Annotated in this window: 16 protein-coding genes, 3 tRNA genes and 2 pseudogenes; 5 read left to right on the top strand and 16 right to left on the bottom strand. The window is 44.3% G+C overall.

Features of this window, described 5'->3' with window-relative positions:
- Positions 1 to 37: 37 nt before the first annotated feature.
- From B1L02_RS00940 to nudE, 5 genes are all read right to left on the bottom strand, one after another.
- Positions 38 to 114 (bottom strand) — tRNA-Met (locus B1L02_RS00940).
- Between the two features lie 59 nt (positions 115 to 173).
- Positions 174 to 250 (bottom strand) — tRNA-Met (locus B1L02_RS00935).
- Between the two features lie 269 nt (positions 251 to 519).
- Positions 520 to 596: transfer RNA gene (locus B1L02_RS00930), tRNA-Met, on the bottom strand.
- Positions 597 to 836: 240 nt separating this feature from the next.
- Positions 837 to 1,640: a 3'(2'),5'-bisphosphate nucleotidase CysQ gene (gene cysQ, locus B1L02_RS00925; protein ID WP_088529580.1), complete on the bottom strand. Its 804-nt coding sequence runs from the start codon at positions 1,638 to 1,640 to the stop codon at positions 837 to 839.
- Position 1,641: 1 nt separating this feature from the next.
- Positions 1,642 to 2,205 (bottom strand): ADP compounds hydrolase NudE, encoded by a 564-nt coding sequence (gene nudE, locus B1L02_RS00920; protein WP_088529579.1) that lies wholly within the window; start codon positions 2,203 to 2,205, stop codon positions 1,642 to 1,644.
- Between the two features lie 61 nt (positions 2,206 to 2,266).
- On the opposite strand from nudE, the gene yrfG reads away from it, so the two are divergent.
- The gene (gene yrfG, locus B1L02_RS00915) at positions 2,267 to 2,923 is read left to right on the top strand and encodes a GMP/IMP nucleotidase (RefSeq protein ID WP_167651273.1); all 657 of its coding nucleotides are present in this window, start codon (positions 2,267 to 2,269) and stop codon (positions 2,921 to 2,923) included.
- On the opposite strand, the gene B1L02_RS00910 is transcribed toward yrfG, so the two are convergent.
- Complete coding sequence (locus B1L02_RS00910; protein ID WP_017219351.1) at positions 2,920 to 3,540, bottom strand: dUTP diphosphatase; 621 nt, start codon at positions 3,538 to 3,540, stop codon at positions 2,920 to 2,922. The two genes, yrfG and B1L02_RS00910, sit on opposite strands and share 4 nt — an antisense overlap.
- Before the next feature lie 114 nt (positions 3,541 to 3,654).
- Between B1L02_RS00910 and B1L02_RS00905 the strand changes: the two genes are divergently transcribed.
- Positions 3,655 to 4,281 carry a peroxiredoxin-like family protein gene (locus B1L02_RS00905; protein WP_088529577.1) on the top strand — a complete coding sequence of 209 codons (627 nt, stop codon included), beginning with the start codon at positions 3,655 to 3,657 and terminating at the stop codon, positions 4,279 to 4,281.
- A gap of 38 nt (positions 4,282 to 4,319) precedes the next feature.
- Here the strand turns inward: B1L02_RS00905 and B1L02_RS00900 are convergent, their stop codons facing one another.
- The 3 genes from B1L02_RS00900 to B1L02_RS00890 form a co-directional block, all read right to left on the bottom strand.
- Positions 4,320 to 6,653, bottom strand: a complete 2,334-nt coding sequence (locus B1L02_RS00900; RefSeq protein ID WP_088529576.1) for a fatty acid cis/trans isomerase — start codon at positions 6,651 to 6,653, stop codon at positions 4,320 to 4,322.
- Entirely contained in the window at positions 6,654 to 7,025 is a 372-nt protein-coding gene (locus B1L02_RS00895) for a hypothetical protein (protein WP_039494717.1), read from the bottom strand.
- A gap of 86 nt (positions 7,026 to 7,111) precedes the next feature.
- Positions 7,112 to 7,777: an SDR family oxidoreductase gene (locus B1L02_RS00890; protein ID WP_088529575.1), complete on the bottom strand. Its 666-nt coding sequence runs from the start codon at positions 7,775 to 7,777 to the stop codon at positions 7,112 to 7,114.
- A gap of 157 nt (positions 7,778 to 7,934) precedes the next feature.
- On the opposite strand from B1L02_RS00890, the gene B1L02_RS00885 reads away from it, so the two are divergent.
- Positions 7,935 to 8,663, top strand: coding sequence for a transporter substrate-binding domain-containing protein (locus tag B1L02_RS00885; protein WP_088529574.1), 729 nt, complete (start codon positions 7,935 to 7,937; stop codon positions 8,661 to 8,663).
- Here B1L02_RS00885 and B1L02_RS00880 read toward each other — a convergent pair.
- A pseudogene (locus tag B1L02_RS00880) lies at positions 8,660 to 9,458 on the bottom strand (VOC family protein). The gene B1L02_RS00885 and the pseudogene B1L02_RS00880 sit on opposite strands and share 4 nt — an antisense overlap.
- 84 nt (positions 9,459 to 9,542) lie before the next feature.
- On the opposite strand from B1L02_RS00880, the gene B1L02_RS00875 reads away from it, so the two are divergent.
- Positions 9,543 to 10,328: a hypothetical protein gene (locus tag B1L02_RS00875; protein WP_223191979.1), complete on the top strand. Its 786-nt coding sequence runs from the start codon at positions 9,543 to 9,545 to the stop codon at positions 10,326 to 10,328.
- Positions 10,329 to 10,332: 4 nt separating this feature from the next.
- On the opposite strand, the gene B1L02_RS00870 is transcribed toward B1L02_RS00875, so the two are convergent.
- From B1L02_RS00870 to tesB, 4 genes are all read right to left on the bottom strand, one after another.
- Positions 10,333 to 10,989: a DUF799 domain-containing protein gene (locus B1L02_RS00870; RefSeq protein WP_088529573.1), complete on the bottom strand. Its 657-nt coding sequence runs from the start codon at positions 10,987 to 10,989 to the stop codon at positions 10,333 to 10,335.
- Between the two features lies 1 nt (position 10,990).
- Complete coding sequence (locus B1L02_RS00865; RefSeq protein WP_088529572.1) at positions 10,991 to 11,335, bottom strand: DUF4810 domain-containing protein; 345 nt, start codon at positions 11,333 to 11,335, stop codon at positions 10,991 to 10,993.
- 34 nt (positions 11,336 to 11,369) lie between these two features.
- On the bottom strand, positions 11,370 to 12,038 hold the full coding sequence (locus B1L02_RS00860; protein ID WP_088529571.1) for a CsgG/HfaB family protein: 669 nt from the start codon (positions 12,036 to 12,038) through the stop codon (positions 11,370 to 11,372).
- Between the two features lie 335 nt (positions 12,039 to 12,373).
- The gene (gene tesB / locus B1L02_RS00855) at positions 12,374 to 13,231 is read right to left on the bottom strand and encodes an acyl-CoA thioesterase II (protein ID WP_088529570.1); all 858 of its coding nucleotides are present in this window, start codon (positions 13,229 to 13,231) and stop codon (positions 12,374 to 12,376) included.
- A 153-nt stretch (positions 13,232 to 13,384) separates the two neighbouring features.
- Between tesB and B1L02_RS00850 the strand changes: the two are divergent.
- Positions 13,385 to 13,845, top strand: a pseudogene (locus tag B1L02_RS00850) (EVE domain-containing protein).
- Here the strand turns inward: B1L02_RS00850 and B1L02_RS00845 are convergent.
- Positions 13,842 to 14,024 carry a hypothetical protein gene (locus B1L02_RS00845; protein ID WP_088529569.1) on the bottom strand — a complete coding sequence of 61 codons (183 nt, stop codon included), beginning with the start codon at positions 14,022 to 14,024 and terminating at the stop codon, positions 13,842 to 13,844. The pseudogene B1L02_RS00850 and the gene B1L02_RS00845 overlap by 4 nt on opposite strands.
- A complete protein-coding gene (locus B1L02_RS00840) occupies positions 14,024 to 15,103 on the bottom strand; it encodes a potassium channel family protein (RefSeq protein ID WP_088529568.1) in 1,080 nt (359 codons plus the stop codon). The genes B1L02_RS00845 and B1L02_RS00840 overlap by 1 nt, the downstream gene beginning before the upstream one ends.
- Between the last annotated feature and the right edge of the window lie 73 nt (positions 15,104 to 15,176).

Raw genomic sequence — 15,176 nt, 5'->3', positions numbered from 1 at the left:
GTACTAGTTCTTTAGATTATGCAGTCCAATTAAGAATTGGTTGCGGGAGCCGGATTTGAACCGACGACCTTCGGGTTATGAGCCCGACGAGCTACCAGGCTGCTCCATCCCGCGCCTGTATTTGTACTTGATTTTAAGTCTTGTACTTGAGACTTTATACACCCAACAGATGTTGGTTGCGGGAGCCGGATTTGAACCGACGACCTTCGGGTTATGAGCCCGACGAGCTACCAGGCTGCTCCATCCCGCGCCTGTATATTTTTTGAACCTATTATCGTCGGGTACCGACGACCTTCGATTCTTTCCAGGTTTAGTGAGCTCGACGAATGATTTATCATTCTGCTCCATCCCGCGCCTGTATATTTTTGTGAATCTATTTTTCGTCGGGGACCGACGACCTTCGATTCTTTCCAGGTTTAGCGAGTCCGACGAATGATTTATCATTCTGCTCCATCCCGCGCCTGTATTTGTACTTAATTTTAAGTCTTGTACTTGAGACTTTATACATCCAACAGATGTTGGTTGCGGGAGCCGGATTTGAACCGACGACCTTCGGGTTATGAGCCCGACGAGCTACCAGGCTGCTCCATCCCGCGCCTGTATATTTTTTTGAACCTATTATCGTTGGGTACCGACGACCTTCGATTCTTTCCAGCTTTAGCGAGTCCGACGAATGATTTATCATTCTGCTCTATCCCGCGCCTGTAATTTCTTAAAAAGGACTTCCCTTTCAAGAGGCCGCTATAATAATGGATTAAAATTTTATTGCAAGGGATTTAACGCTTAAAACAATTCAAATGCGCAAAAATCCCACAACTTTAGACTTAACCCATTATTTATTCTATCGCTCGATGATGTGGGCTGATCAACTTTTGCCATTGCCAATCGGGATGTCCCATGACGATAAAGTCTGGGTTTTCGGTAGTTTCTCGTCGATTGTAAGTCAGCGGGTTAAACTCAGCATCGGTGATACAACCCCCGGCTTCTTCGACGATGATTTGTGATGCGCCTGTATCCCACTCACCCGTAGGTCCTACTCGTAAAAAACAATCCGCTTTACCTTCTGCGATAATGCATGCTTTTAATGAACATGAACCGAGCGCGACCGTGTCGAACTGACTATTTAAGTACTGACTCACCGCTTCCAGTTTTTGTCTACGACTTACAGCCAATGTGAGCGTTTCTCTTGACGAGACGAAAATACGTTTACTTTCACCTGAGTCACTGCGTTTAAACGCGCCTTCATCTTTGCTGGCGTAATATGTCAGCCCTTGAGATGGCCAGTAAATGACGCCTAACACAGGATGGTTATTTTCGATTAGTGCAATATTGACGGCAAAATCACCACTTTCAAGAATAAACTCCCCAGTGCCATCCATAGGGTCGAGTAACCAGTAGCGCTGCCAACTTTGTCGCTCACTCAATGGTGGAATGGGTGTTTCCTCAGACATCACCGGAATATCAGGTGCTATTTCGGCAAGACCAGCCATTAATATCTCATTAGATGCCAAGTCTGCGGCAGTGACTGGAGTATGGTCAGACTTTTCTTTTTTACCAATGTCATCAGCTTGATAAATTGCCATAATGGCTTCGCCGGCACGTTTTGCCAGCGTGATGCAAGGCTCTAAATAGGACTGCAATTTACGCCTCCAAATTCAAATGTGCTTTTAATAACAGTAGTGCTGCGACACTTCTTGCTTCGGTAAAGTCCTCTTGCTGTAACAGCTCATATAATTTATCTAGTGGCCACTTCACTACTACCAGTGGCTCTGGCTCATCACCTTCAAGCTGTTCAGGGTAAAGTTCACTAGCAACCAAAATATGCATTTTGGCATTAAAGTAACTCGGTGCTAGTGATACCACTTTGAGTTCAGAGAAAGCATTTGCACCAAAACCAACTTCTTCTTTTAGCTCTCGGTTACCCGCTTCCAACGGGGTTTCGCCAGGGTCAATTAGCCCTTTAGGAAAGCCGAGTTGATAGTCGTGTGTTCCTGCACAGTACTCTCTTACTAATAATAGCTCATTATCAGCAGTTATGGGGACTATCATCACCGCGCCACGACCACCGCCACGCACTCTTTCATATTCTCGTTGCTCGCCATTCGAAAAGGATAACGAAAGTGCTTCTACCGTGAACAATTTACTTTTAGCAACGACGTCGCAAGCTAAAATTTCGGGTGGTGTGGGATGCTTTTTGTGTGACATAAATTATTATTTGCTATCATGGCGAATACCTTAATCATAAAGCCTTTGAAGTTAAATGCCTATGCTAAATTGGTCAAATATCGATACCGTTTTGTTAGATATGGATGGCACATTACTCGACCTCCATTTTGATAATCACTTTTTTCTCGACGTCGTGCCCAAGGCACATGCAAAACGCCAAGGCTTAACCCTTGAGGCAGCAAGGGCCGATATTCTTGCGCGTTATGACGCGGTAATGGGTCAGATAGAATGGTATTGCCTAGATTATTGGCAGGAACAGCTACAGCTACCTATTATGGAGCTTAAACGTGAAGTTCAGCATTTGATTTCTATTCGTGATGATGTACCTGCGTTTTTGGAGGCTTTAAGAGAGAGTGGAAAACAACTTATCTTGTTGACCAATGCTCACCCAAACAGTCTAAGCTTAAAAATTGAACGTACCCAATTCGATAAGTATCTCGACAAATTGGTTTCAACCCATGAATATGGCGTAAGTAAAGAAAGTCAGATGTTGTGGCAACAGGTAGAGCGAGATTTGGGCTTTGATAAGTCCCGCACTTTATTTGTGGACGACAGCATTAGCGTGTTAAATGCTGCGAAAGAGTTTGGCATTGGCCATTTGCTAGCCGTTGCTAACCCAGATAGCCGGCAACCAGAACGAGAGATAATTGAATACCTCTCCGTCTCCGATTATCGTACTTTGCTACCAATAGATTAAGCTGGGTAACGAGCTTTTAAGCCGTCGTACACGTGTGTTTTAAAGTCTGGGTGCGCTGTATCAAGACTTTTCACCACTTCGACCAAGTGCTCGTTATCTTCTTGGCCATTCCACACCTTGATGTAAGAACCATCTTTATAGCCATGGTCTTGGCGGAAGAAGTTAAGCGTGTTTTTACCGACATATCCACGGTATAGATCGTCAATAGACATCCCAATTTGCTGCATACAGCCCGCAAACGCATGGGCATCAAACTCACGCTTAGTCACTGCCGCACTTGCAAGTAATTCAAGGGTTTCCTTGAAGTCTTCTGCCGTAGTTGGCTTTGCCAATTCAGCTTCTAATTGAGTCGCCAGTTGCTCAAATGACGTTTCGCCATCGATACGTAAAGACAAGCCGAAATGAAAAATATCCACTAGTTCCAAAATCACTTGCTCAGTATCTGGCGTTTGCTTTTTCCACCATTTCCAACCGTAATGATCTAGCATTTCTGCACATTCAACCCAAATTGCGCGGTACCATTCAAACCCTTGTTCAAACCATTGTTGGTGTACTTTGGTATTCATGGCATGTTGCATTTCTAGCATAACCACAAGCTTAGTGATGTTTGCAGACATTGTGCTCTCTCTTCATGGAAATCAATTACGAGCGATATCATACCGAAGTGAAAGATTTTCGCCAGCGCTTAGGTCTTCTGAGTCGATATCAACTTGAAACCCTAGGAACTTTTTATGCGTCATTTTATTTTATCGCTCGCGTTGGCTTGTTCAGCCTTTGTCAGCGCAGCTGAAATCAGCAACATCGCAGCAGCACCCGAGCAAGTGAGCCCACTCCTTCCAGGCATTGACGCCCCCGCTTTACAACTCAAAGATAAGTCAGGTAAAGCTGTCAACCTCGCGACGCGCTATAAAGAAAATATCACCGTACTGGTGGTTTATCGTGGTGGCTGGTGTCCATACTGTTCTAGGCAGCTCGCGGGGATCCAAGAAATTGAGCCACAGCTTGTTAAAATGGGGGCTCAAATTATTGCTATTTCACCAGACTCACCTGAGGCGCTGGCAAAAAGTACAATTGAATCCCCTCACTACCAACTGTTGTCTGATGACGAAATGCGTATGAGCCAAGCTTTGGGTCTCGCCTATTTCCTAGATGATAAAACAGCCCTTGCTTATCGCAACAAGTTGGGCGTAAATTTTGTTGATTTTGAGGGGAACGATAAAGTTGCCTTGCCGGTGCCGGCGGTATTTGTAGTCGATAAGAAGGGCTTGATCCAATTTCAATACGCAAACCCAAATTACAAAGTGAGATTGGATGAAAGCGTGCTACTAGCTGCGGTAAAAGCAGCTAGTCAATTATAGGAAAAGCACATAAAAAATGGAGTCCGAAGACTCCATTTTTAGCGATTTTCTAACCGGTTATAATCAAATAAACCATATTCAACGCCACGTGTTTGCTTGGCAATATCGTGGATTAAATCACTGTAACGCCAAAACTCTGGGTGAGTCCTGCGGATCCCATATTGCGCTCGTAGCGCTCGGTAATCAGACTCACTATTCATTTGGCTAAATGATGAGACGAAGTCCTCTTGTGCCGCGTCGCTTTCTAAATACCAAATTGCCTCTGGATAATCTCCGATAAAACCTGGCACAATCGTCGCCGTGTCTTCTGTATACGCTCTTTGCCCTTCTTCATTTAACAAACTGGAGATGTTGTAGTGCGCATTATGGTGCAACAGCGAGTATGCCTGATGTGAACCATCGCTTTGCTTAGTAATAATAAATGAGACCTGTGGAAGCAAATTAATCGCCCTAACGGACATGCTATTAAGTGCCTGCAATGGCTTGCCGACGGCTTGATAGTCATAATCCCTATTTAGAACGGGCTTAAGCACAGCATGTAGTTTGTTATACAGCTCTTGCTTTGGATCGTCCGTTTCGTATTTTATCCCCGTTTGCGCACCGATTAGTGATTTGCGATTAATAAACTCACTTAAGCTCAAGTGTGACTTACGATACCAATAGCGTTTAATTTCCTGACGATGGCTAAGTGGCAACAGATTCAAAAAGTTTTGCTCACCTTCAAGCCTCAAGAAGTCCATATATAAGCGTGTGATAAGCTGATGACCAATGTTGCCATACACGTCAAAACCCGCCACCAGCAAGTAGTGAATGCGCTCGAACAAAGCATAGTCTAATACCCAAGCTGTTTTGGGAGGCTGACCAATAAAACCTTTAACCACCGTAGCACTATCAAAATGGCGGAAGATAGTTAATGCTGCATTCGGATTTTCACCCTCACCACGCCAGATCAAGTCCATATTGAGACGCTGACCATCGGCGAACATCTTTTCTGCAAGCTCAGTCTTAGCACGTAAGTAATCCTGCTGCTTAGTGGCGTATTTAGCCCAACTGGAAAGCGGTAACGCATTACTTTGCTCAGCCGCAGGTAACACCAAATCTTCATCATGTTTAAGCAGCAGCTGGTTCACCGCTTCATTGCTATTTTTTTCAGGATCAACAAACGCGACCCAAAAGTGGTCATTAATGACGTTAAGCGCTATTTGGCCTCGGCATACAGGACCTTTGATAAAGCCTTTTACAATTAACTCAGCCTCATCCAGCATGAATTGATAACGGGAATTAACCGGAATATCTTTGAATACCTTAAATGGGTTTGCTGCAAGCTCTGGTTCATAACCTGGCAGCTCAACCACGTGATAATCCGCTGCATAAAACTGCTGATGTAACCGTGACAGCTTAGCGTCGTTCAATGCCAGTGGCATGTGAGTTTTTGACAAAATGGTGCTGCGCACTTGCATCAATCGATAATACACCCTATCGACCTCAGGGTCGTCAAACGGACGTACCGAGTTCACCAACGCAATAGGCTGGCCTGGCGGCGTGCTTGAGCGTACCAATTGGAAAAACGCAGGATCATCCAAATGAGGGAAGTGGATATGGGCTAAATACCAATGCTCAAAAATATAACGCGCTGCAAGGCGGTGTTTATTGGAGTCCTGATTAAGAAATTGTTCCCATTTTTTCACTTCTTTTTGTGCTGCAACACTTGGCTTTGCTATCTGGCTCATTTGGCTGCCACTTTGCAGCCATGCTTCCAAGGTTTTGAATTCATCATGCGTGAGCGCTGGTAAGCCGTAGGGCATACCCGCATGAGGCTGCTGTTTCGCAAGGCTAGAAAATTCATCCATGGTCGGGCAAGACTGCGTTCGATCTAAAGAGAAATCAAACTCTTTACCCAAAATACCTTGCTCAGGAAAACGATGAGACATTTTTAACAGCAAGCTGTTGTAAAGCACACTTCCAGCTAGGTTGCTATATTCAGATTGATTACGCTCATTCAGCACCGAGGTAAAACCACGCTCTCGCCACTGTGTCGTGGTTTGGGCATCGAACAACAGGCGGGTTGGTGTTTGCGCTAACAACCGCGTACCGTCATACACTAATTCCTTCGACAATCCCCTATCTATACCTTCAGGAGATGACAATTTGAGCTGGCAAGGAGCGTCATAACAACCATGACAAACCACGCAACGCGACTCCAAAATGGGCTTCACACTTTGTAAGTAACGTGCACCGCCTTGGTGGTATTGTTCGATTCGTGCTTGGGGTTGCTCTGGTCCAAACATATCGTCATATTTAGACACGCCCAAGGCCACACAGCCAGAAAGCACGGCGACAACCACCGCACAAAGCAATGCACGTTTAGACATTTACTCGTCCTCGTCGTCATCTAGTCCAAGATCAAAAGTCGGCATCATTTCCACTGGAGGCGAGACAAATAACGCATCACTACTGGTACTCAGCACTGCGCTGAGAATGGGTCCACGGTTAATGAGCAATTGCAATTGATGCTCAGCCCCTATCAACTCAGTCACTGTCGTACTGATGTTGTTGAGTGCATAGTCATCGATATGCAAGCTGATATTCTCATCTTCTTTTGGGTTTTGGCACAAATGAGCAAGGAGGTTCTCACTCAACATCACTGATACTTCAGCATCTGGAGAGTCGATATCACGATTCTCGATGTTGTCGTCTAACAAAAAAAGCGGCAGTGATAGTGGGGTATCTTGTTGTAATTCCATCAAAGGTTACCATCTGAGTATTTGCTTTATATTAGCACAGTTAGACGGCCGATGGCTTAAAAGGGGCGACGAGGCGCCCAACTTGATTACCAAGGAAGCGTGTCACCGTTGGAGTGCCAAAAGCCACCACTGTTTTCGATAGTTAGGTGCTCAATTCGCTTAATTAAACGTTCCGCCGCGACATCAGGACCAATATCACCTGCAAATCCCACCATCTGCGTTTGCACAAAGCCAGGGTGGAATAGTCCAACCGCAATATCTTGGTTTTTCAACTCATGAGCCATACTCACACTTGCCGCGTTCAGTGCAGCCTTTGACATTCTATAGCCAATGTAGCCACCAGAACCATTATCTGCTATCGAGCCCATACGACTTGTGATCATGGCAACTTTACTACCTGCTTTCAGGTTATCGAGTAGTGCATGAGTAACTCGAATTGGTCCTAACGCATTAACACTAAACTGGTGGTCGATATTTTCAAAATCCATTTCCGCTAGCGTTTCGTTGTGAAATACCCCAGCGTTATTAATAAGAATGTCTATTTTCTCCGTGCCCAATGCCGCCACTAGTTTTTTCGCGCCATTTTCTGTCGCAACATCGATATCTTCAATGATGTCTACGCCTAGAGATTCTAGTTCTGCCGACGCTTTGCGAACAACCGCAGTTACTTTGCAGCCTAGAGATTGGTACTGCTTACAAAATTCTAATCCGATCCCACGGTTAGCACCGGTCACTAAAACATGTAGTGTCATATCCTTCTCCTCACGATTTCTATGCTCAAACTATTACAATTGGTATGAGTTTACTAAACTCAAGGTCAATCTTGACTGAATTCATTTTTATGATGTGCTTTTTCACTTTCTGACAACTTTGCTACAGTTATAACTCTGCCAACCGTAAGGATATGTTGTGAAACTCGCACTTAGCACCCTGCTGTTTTTTTTTATTCACACGGCGACTTTCGCCTACCAAATCAATGTGAGTGAGCTGGTCGCTTATCAACTTGGCCAACAGCAGATAGCGCAACTCATGCAAAAGATATACGCACCTTTGGATATCACACCCACACTTGTCGTGTTACCCAGTGAGCGCGGATTAGAATATGTGGATCAAGGGTATTATGATGCAGAAGCAGGACGCACTAGCGTTATTGCAAACGCTTATCCGAACTTACTGCAAATACCCGAGCCACTTGCAACCATTCAAATGGCAATATTTTGTCTCAAGAAGGAGCATTGCATTTTGTCGACACGGCAAGATTATGTGGTAATAACAGGCAGTTTAATTACAGAGCAAGTTTGCCAGCATAAAAAGCTGACCTGCAATGCGGTTTCTAACGACATTTCTGCTTTTCAGGCGCTTGAAAAAGGCCACGTAGAGCAAATATTAGCTGATGACTTATTTGCGCTTGGTGCGCTATGTCAGTCAGGGCTTGACGCGGTTTATGTGCGTAGATTACGAGATGTGCGTTATCCTATTTATCACTATATCAATCGCAAACACAAAGACCTACTGCCGAAATTAACAGAGTCTATAAAACAGCTACATAGCAGTGGTGAGCGCGATACCATCCTAAGTAGGCTCTCTAACCACTTTGCCACTTGCCATGGCAAAGTGATTGAACTAGAAATGCATTAAGTTGAAATATCATTCATTGCAGATTCTATGATAGAGAATACTGCTCCTTGAGGATCGGTTATCACACTAAAGCGACCTACTTCTGATATATCAGTCGGCGGTACGCAAATTTCTCCGCCAAGTTTCTGGGCATATTCAGCTTTACTATCGCAATCCAATACAGCAATGTAAATCATCCAATGCGGGGGAATGTCTTCCCCCATTCTGCCGTCATTTCTAACATGCCAGCCACTGGTTGCTCATTCACTTTGAACAACGTGTAGTTCATATTCCCCATGTCTTTGACTTCGATTTGCCAGCCAAATAATGCGGAGTAAAAATCTCGGCTTTTAGCACTGTTTTTACTCACTAATTCAAACCAATAAGGGGTATTCGCTTCAAGGTGACGCTGCGTTCCAATATGCCCCCCTCTTGCCATAACGCAAAAATCGCTCCACCAGGCTCCTTTAACATCACCATCCGTCCCGCCCCTGAGACATCGTGGGGGCCTGCTAGCACTTCAGCACCGAGTTCGTTGGCTTTGTTTAAACATTCATCGACATTGTCTACCGCCACATAGGCAAGCCAGTGACTAGGCATGCCTCCTTGGTGTTGCTCAGCAGTCATCTGATACATAGCGGCGACATCGTCAGCTTCTTTTTGCAGCATGGTGTAATAACAATCTTCGCCAATGGGTTGGTCAAGAATTTGCCAATCAAATAGTTGGCTATAGAAAGGCTTTGCTGACTGCCAGTCGCTTGAACACAACTCAATCCAACAAAAGTAACCGGGTCTAAATTCACTAATTATTGCCATGGGGGATCACCTGTCAACCAAAGTCTAATGAATATAGCAGCAGTAGCCTAAAGCCGCCTGAGGCATTTACACAAACTTACAGGTATGAGCTTTATACAGCTGCAACTTACCTTAGAAAGAGACGAGACGTGTAACAGTGAGTTTAAAGGTGTACTGCTAAAAGAACGAATAAAGCTACCAGCAGGCATCAGTAAGGCGAAATCTCTCTTGGCTATAACACCAAGTGACAAAGCACCACACTTGGCAACAAAACCATCGAAAGTAAGCCTAGCCGTTCAGTCACAGCCCGATTCCGAATATACCGCGAGGTTTGGCTTTAGATTGACGTATTTTGATTCGCTTTCTCCAGACACCGCTAGAGTTAAATTTTCAAACTTAGAAATGCTGGATGTAGAACTTGCGCTAGCTGATAACGACATTGATATTTACAAGTTTGACGTGCTGGATTTAGAGTCTTTTAATCCAAGCTATGCAAAAGGGTTTGATAACCAAAACTGGGCTTGGCGCCTACGCTTAGGCTATGAAAAGCAGCAGGCTTATTGTAATGATTACGCTTTTTTTGGATTAAATATTGCTGCAGGCTACGCCCACCTGCTAAATGCTAGCAGCATCACATTTGCTTTCGCAACAATAGAAACTTTTTCTATAAGTAACAATTACTATCTCAGCCCTGGCATTGAAGTTGGCTTACTTTCAAGGCTAAATAATTCTTTTGCATTCAGAACCTCCATCGCGAAAAATACTCATCACGCAACACATATCAAACTTGAGCTCTCAAACCAGCTTTCGCCTCAATCCGATGTAAGATTTGGTTGGGACTATGCAGAAACATCCCGACTTTCATTGCAATTCAATTACTACTGGGATTAGGGGCTCACTTCGGATGCCCATACTTAGGAGAACGAAAGCCATAAAGCAAACCATTGCTTGAGTCCGCAGATAATAACCTCTGTGATGCTTGCTGTGATACCTCAAACCCTTTATCGGAGGTGCTTTCAATCACCTGATTTAGTACCGCGCCAATCAATGCGCCAGCCAAACTGCTATCATGGTCATCTCTGTCTTCACTACTTGACGCTTTTGACTTACCACGCCAAATTACTTGGCCAGTTTTTAAATCAACCAACCTTGCCGATAGCGCGACGGTAGTGTCACTATCTAATACAACGTATGACGTACCATAATCTTGAATCTCAATGTATAAGGCGGCGTCCGCAGCAAAGATTTCATAGAGCTTGTCTATCGCGACACTGTGAACATCATGCGCCACAGTTAAGCCGTTATTTTTAAAAGTCTCATTAACCAAAGATACTGGAAAAACATAATAGCCAGAGTCGGCAAGTGGCTTCACTACTGTCGCCATTACCCCAAAAGGCGCAACAACTTCATTGGAATTATTGATAGGCGGTAACACCAGTATCGACTTAGGGTCACTTTGAATAAAAGCGCTATAATCCTGTTTAGGTGCCGTCGCACAGCCATTCAATAAGGCCAAAGTCAAAAGCACCAAGCTCGCTTTAATCCATGTCATCTTATTCTCCCTGCGCATTTTTTAGTAAAAAGTCGATATATTGTCGAGACTCAGGATACCGTTGTTTTTCCTGTTCAAAATAAGCAAGCCCTTTGCTGTCATCTCCTTGCATCAAGTATAAGTAACCGAGATGTGCATACATGCCTGGTGCTGGACTGATCTGCTTTACTTCGGCCCTCGCTATGCTTGACTCTAACTGACTGATCTGCTGTTCAAGAGACTGCCCATCACCTCGAAAAAACTCATAGAGGTTACGTTCGTAAGAACCATAATAATATTGCGGTGTCGTACTCTGACACCCAGACAATATCAATAGTAAAGTCGCCACAAATATCGTTTGCTTCATAATTTACCTGAGGTTAGATTAGCTGTGGGATTGTCTATAATGGCTTCCAGTCGCCTTTCTCAATACCGCCAACCAAGTTATTGACGGCCTCGCGAATGGCTAAATCCAGTACCTTGCCGTTTAGCGTTGAGTCATACCCCGCAGTGCCGCCAAAGCCAATCACTTCGCGATTGGATAAGCTGTATTCACCAGCACCTTGCACTGAGTAAACGACTTCTGAACTGGTTACATCAACGATATTCAGATTTACCTTAGCGTAAGCAATTTGCGATTTTCCTTTACCTAAAATGCCGAATAATTGTTTATCACCGACTTCTTTTCTACCAAACTCGGAAACATCTCCAGTGATAACAAAGTTAGCGCCTTTAATACTTTGTTTTGCGCCTGCAAATCCAGCTTCTTGGGCGATCTCTGTCATGTTTTCTCTATCTAAAACAATAAAGCGATTACTCTGCTGTAAATGGGTGGTCAGGATAGTTTTTGCCTGAGAGCCCAAGCGGTCGGGTCCTGAACTAAATACACCATTGTGAAAAGCTGAACGGTTTTGCAATTTACCAACCGCTAACTGACTTTTTGGTCCATTGTAAGCCTGATTATATGAGGCCACTTTTGGCGCTTCTACCGTTCTTGATGCTTCCGTTGCGCAACCCGCGGCTAATCCGACAAACGTCAATGCAATTACTGTGGCGAGCGGTTTATTCATTATCATTCTCCTAGAGTCATATGCGTCTGTCTGTGACGCGACGATTCGTTTTGTGACTAATAATGTAGATAAATTTAGCTGACTTTAGTGTTAATTTTTGTTTGGGAAGAATGCGATAAGGCTACATCCAGTTAGAATTTTAAAGATAGTGCAAAATCAAACCGAGCACAGCACCGGAAAAAGTAGTACAGGCGACTTTATAGACGGCCATCAAAAAACCTACAATCCTTTTATCAACAAACAGTTATGAGTTTATAAGTTTGTGACTTGCTTAGTGCTGCACAAAGCACCAAGCGAGATTACGGTTAGAAAAACACCATACACTTTCCAACAAATTAGCGTTGCCGCATCACGCCTTCTTGAATAGTCGATGCAACTAACTCACCTTGGCGGTTGAAAAATTGACCACGCACTAGACCTCGGCCATTAGATGCGCTCGGGCTATCAACACTATATAAAATCCAATCATCCATTCTAAACGGACGATGGAACCACATCGCATGGTCTATTGTCGCGACTTGCATATTCGACTGCATAAACGACAAACCATGTGGTTGTAGTGCTGTTGGTAAAAATTCAAAATCAGAGGCATAAGCCAGCAAATAGTTGTGGATCCTTCTGTCGTCCGGCATGCCACCATTGGCTTTAAACCAAACATTTCTCACCGGGTCCTGCTTTTTGGGTTTGAATGGATTTTGAAAGTTTACAGGACGCATATCCAGCGGCATTTCTTGCGTAAATTTAGCTCGAAGAGACTCAGGAATGAGGTCTGCATGTTCTTGATAAAAGTGGAGTGATGACTTTAACGTTTCAGGCTCTGGCACATCCGGCATCAAAGATTGATGGGAAACCCCTGGCTCATCCCCTTGGAAAGAGGCAGTCATGTAAAATATAGGCTTACCATATTGAATAGCACTGATCCTACGAGTGCTAAAACTGCGACCATCACGAATGTTTTCGACATCGTAGACAATGGGCTTGCTCGCGTCACCAGGACGCAAAAAGTAAGAGTGCAGCGAGTTAACAAAGCGCCCTTCCGGCAAGGTATATTTTGCTGCAGACAACGCCTGCCCCATCACCTGACCGCCAAACACTTGAGGAAAGCCAAGGTCTTGGCTTTGACCTCGATATATCCCTTGCTCAATTTCTTCAAGGCTGAGTAAATCCAACAGATTTTGTAACACTTGACTCATGCTGCACTCCGAACGTCTAGTAGAACTGGCGATAGTCGTTATAATGAGATAATACTTTTACCAAATCCAAGTAAGACACGGACTGGTAGCAAACCAAGTACATTGCTCAAATGAGTATAATACATCATAACTCAAACTATTGGACTAACCCATATGGCTTATTGGCTGTTTAAAACAGAACCCGATGCATTTTCCATTGATGACTTAAAAAACGCGCCTGAGCAGCAAACTTTTTGGGAGGGAATTCGTAATTATCAAGCGAGAAACTTTCTGCGCGACGAGGTTAAGGTTGGTGACTCGGTGTTTATTTACCATTCAAGCTGTAAAGTACCTGCGGTCGTAGGCGTTGCTAAAGTGGTAAAAGCCGCAGAGCCAGATCCACACCAATTTGACTTAAGTAGTGATTATTATGATGCCAAATCAAGCACCGATAACCCTCGCTGGGTAGGCGTCACTCTAGCATACGAGCAGCACCTACGCCCGGTGACCCTGCAAGCGATAAAAGCCAACACTGCGCTCACCGAACTGGCTCTAAAAAAAGGGGGCGATTATCCATCATGCCCATCATCGAACCCGAGTGGCAGGTTATTTTAGAGATGTCGGGGCAAAGCTAACGTTTTGCTTTGCCTTTTTGTCGCCCTTGTTTAGGCACAATGCTGATGTACAGCAGCAAAGCAACCCAAGAAAAGAGTAGCGTTCCTATCAACCAGCCGTTTTTTTCATGTCCTTTGCTGCGCTTGCTTCCTGCAACTAAAGCCACAGGAAGTAAGTAAGCGCAGACAACAGCAATCATCAAGAAGAGTTCTTCGAACATAGTGATGACCAGTCAACCTCTGATGCAAGCACCCGTTGCGGTGCAATATAGTGCAAAATATCTCCCCCTGTGATGTTGTAATCCAAAGGAGGGTTTAGATCCATGTCTAGCGCATTTATATCGTGCGCAATACCGAGTAAAGTCGCATCGTGATGCTGTTTAAAATAACCAAAAATATCACCAAAGGTTAAACAGCCCACCTCCGCTGGTAAGGCTAAGCTAAACTGCGTATCGCCGTGTAGCGTCGACAGCAACTCCTCTTGTACTCGGCTTGAGCCTGGGTCTTGCATTGCTCGCACTAAGATTTCCGCAGACATCGATGCTGAGCATTCAACATTTTTACAATGATCTCTTAAAAGGAGTGCTTTGCTATCGTCCAAGAAATGCGCGCTAATATGCGCTTCGGGTTTTACTACTCGGCTAAGCTTTAGCGCGGTGGTAAATGTCTGGTTATCATCATCACCATCGATGATGATTTTGTCAGCCCGCTCGATGTTAATCCGACTTAACTGTTCGTCATCAGTAAAGCTGGTTAAACGCGCAAATGCGACTTCCGGATAACTCAACAGCGGATGCTCCATGGCCTCAGTGACGGCCAATACGATTTTTCTATCTTCGCGTTTATTGTCACCTAAAATATAGTCCACCATTTTTTTCGTTCTCACATCATGCCAACCAAAAATTACGATGTGGTTTTGCAAATGTGCAAAGTCTTTTTCCCCTGTCATGCCTCTTCTCACCCAATACGTCACAAATTGTCCAGCTTTTCCCAATAACACACCAAATAGCGCAAGGCCAAATGGGATCTGTATTATAGCAACGACTAAACGTCCAAAATCCGTTGTTGCACTAAAGTCTCCGTAGCCAACTGTTGAAGTCGTCACTACGTAGTAATAAAAGAACGTGCTCAGTGGCAATAACGCCGATTCATTGCTGAGCCATAATAACCCCCAAGTCACCGACATATGAATGAGTGTTGCCATGAATAACAGTTGCCAGCTGGCCTTATCCACATGAGCCCGCATCAAAACAACTAAACGCTTAAAAATTATAGGCATATTGCTTCCCTATCAAATACATACTGCTACCTTACTGCAGATTTTAGCCAAAAAACAACACGACATATCGACT

Source organism: Pseudoalteromonas piscicida, from assembly GCF_002208135.1.
Classification (GTDB): domain Bacteria; phylum Pseudomonadota; class Gammaproteobacteria; order Enterobacterales; family Alteromonadaceae; genus Pseudoalteromonas; species Pseudoalteromonas piscicida_A.
Note: the sequence above shows the minus strand (reverse complement) of the source record. Positions and strands in the feature narration are given on the sequence as shown.

What these genes read in the sequence shown, in the direction of transcription:
- yrfG (WP_167651273.1), top strand. Translation starts at nt 2,267, where the DNA reads ATGCTAAATTGGTCAAATATCGATACCGTTTTGTTAGATATGGATGGC.
- B1L02_RS00860 (WP_088529571.1), bottom strand. Translation starts at nt 12,038, where the DNA reads ATGAATAAACCGCTCGCCACAGTAATTGCATTGACGTTTGTCGGATTA.
- B1L02_RS00875 (WP_223191979.1), top strand. Translation starts at nt 9,543, where the DNA reads ATGAGCTTTATACAGCTGCAACTTACCTTAGAAAGAGACGAGACGTGT.
- B1L02_RS00870 (WP_088529573.1), bottom strand. Translation starts at nt 10,989, where the DNA reads ATGACATGGATTAAAGCGAGCTTGGTGCTTTTGACTTTGGCCTTATTG.
- B1L02_RS00905 (WP_088529577.1), top strand. Translation starts at nt 3,655, where the DNA reads ATGCGTCATTTTATTTTATCGCTCGCGTTGGCTTGTTCAGCCTTTGTC.
- B1L02_RS00910 (WP_017219351.1), bottom strand. Translation starts at nt 3,540, where the DNA reads ATGTCTGCAAACATCACTAAGCTTGTGGTTATGCTAGAAATGCAACAT.
- B1L02_RS00865 (WP_088529572.1), bottom strand. Translation starts at nt 11,335, where the DNA reads ATGAAGCAAACGATATTTGTGGCGACTTTACTATTGATATTGTCTGGG.
- B1L02_RS00890 (WP_088529575.1), bottom strand. Translation starts at nt 7,777, where the DNA reads ATGACACTACATGTTTTAGTGACCGGTGCTAACCGTGGGATCGGATTA.
- B1L02_RS00895 (WP_039494717.1), bottom strand. Translation starts at nt 7,025, where the DNA reads ATGGAATTACAACAAGATACCCCACTATCACTGCCGCTTTTTTTGTTA.
- tesB (WP_088529570.1), bottom strand. Translation starts at nt 13,231, where the DNA reads ATGAGTCAAGTGTTACAAAATCTGTTGGATTTACTCAGCCTTGAAGAA.
- nudE (WP_088529579.1), bottom strand. Translation starts at nt 2,205, where the DNA reads ATGTCACACAAAAAGCATCCCACACCACCCGAAATTTTAGCTTGCGAC.
- B1L02_RS00845 (WP_088529569.1), bottom strand. Translation starts at nt 14,024, where the DNA reads ATGATTGCTGTTGTCTGCGCTTACTTACTTCCTGTGGCTTTAGTTGCA.
- B1L02_RS00840 (WP_088529568.1), bottom strand. Translation starts at nt 15,103, where the DNA reads ATGCCTATAATTTTTAAGCGTTTAGTTGTTTTGATGCGGGCTCATGTG.
- B1L02_RS00900 (WP_088529576.1), bottom strand. Translation starts at nt 6,653, where the DNA reads ATGTCTAAACGTGCATTGCTTTGTGCGGTGGTTGTCGCCGTGCTTTCT.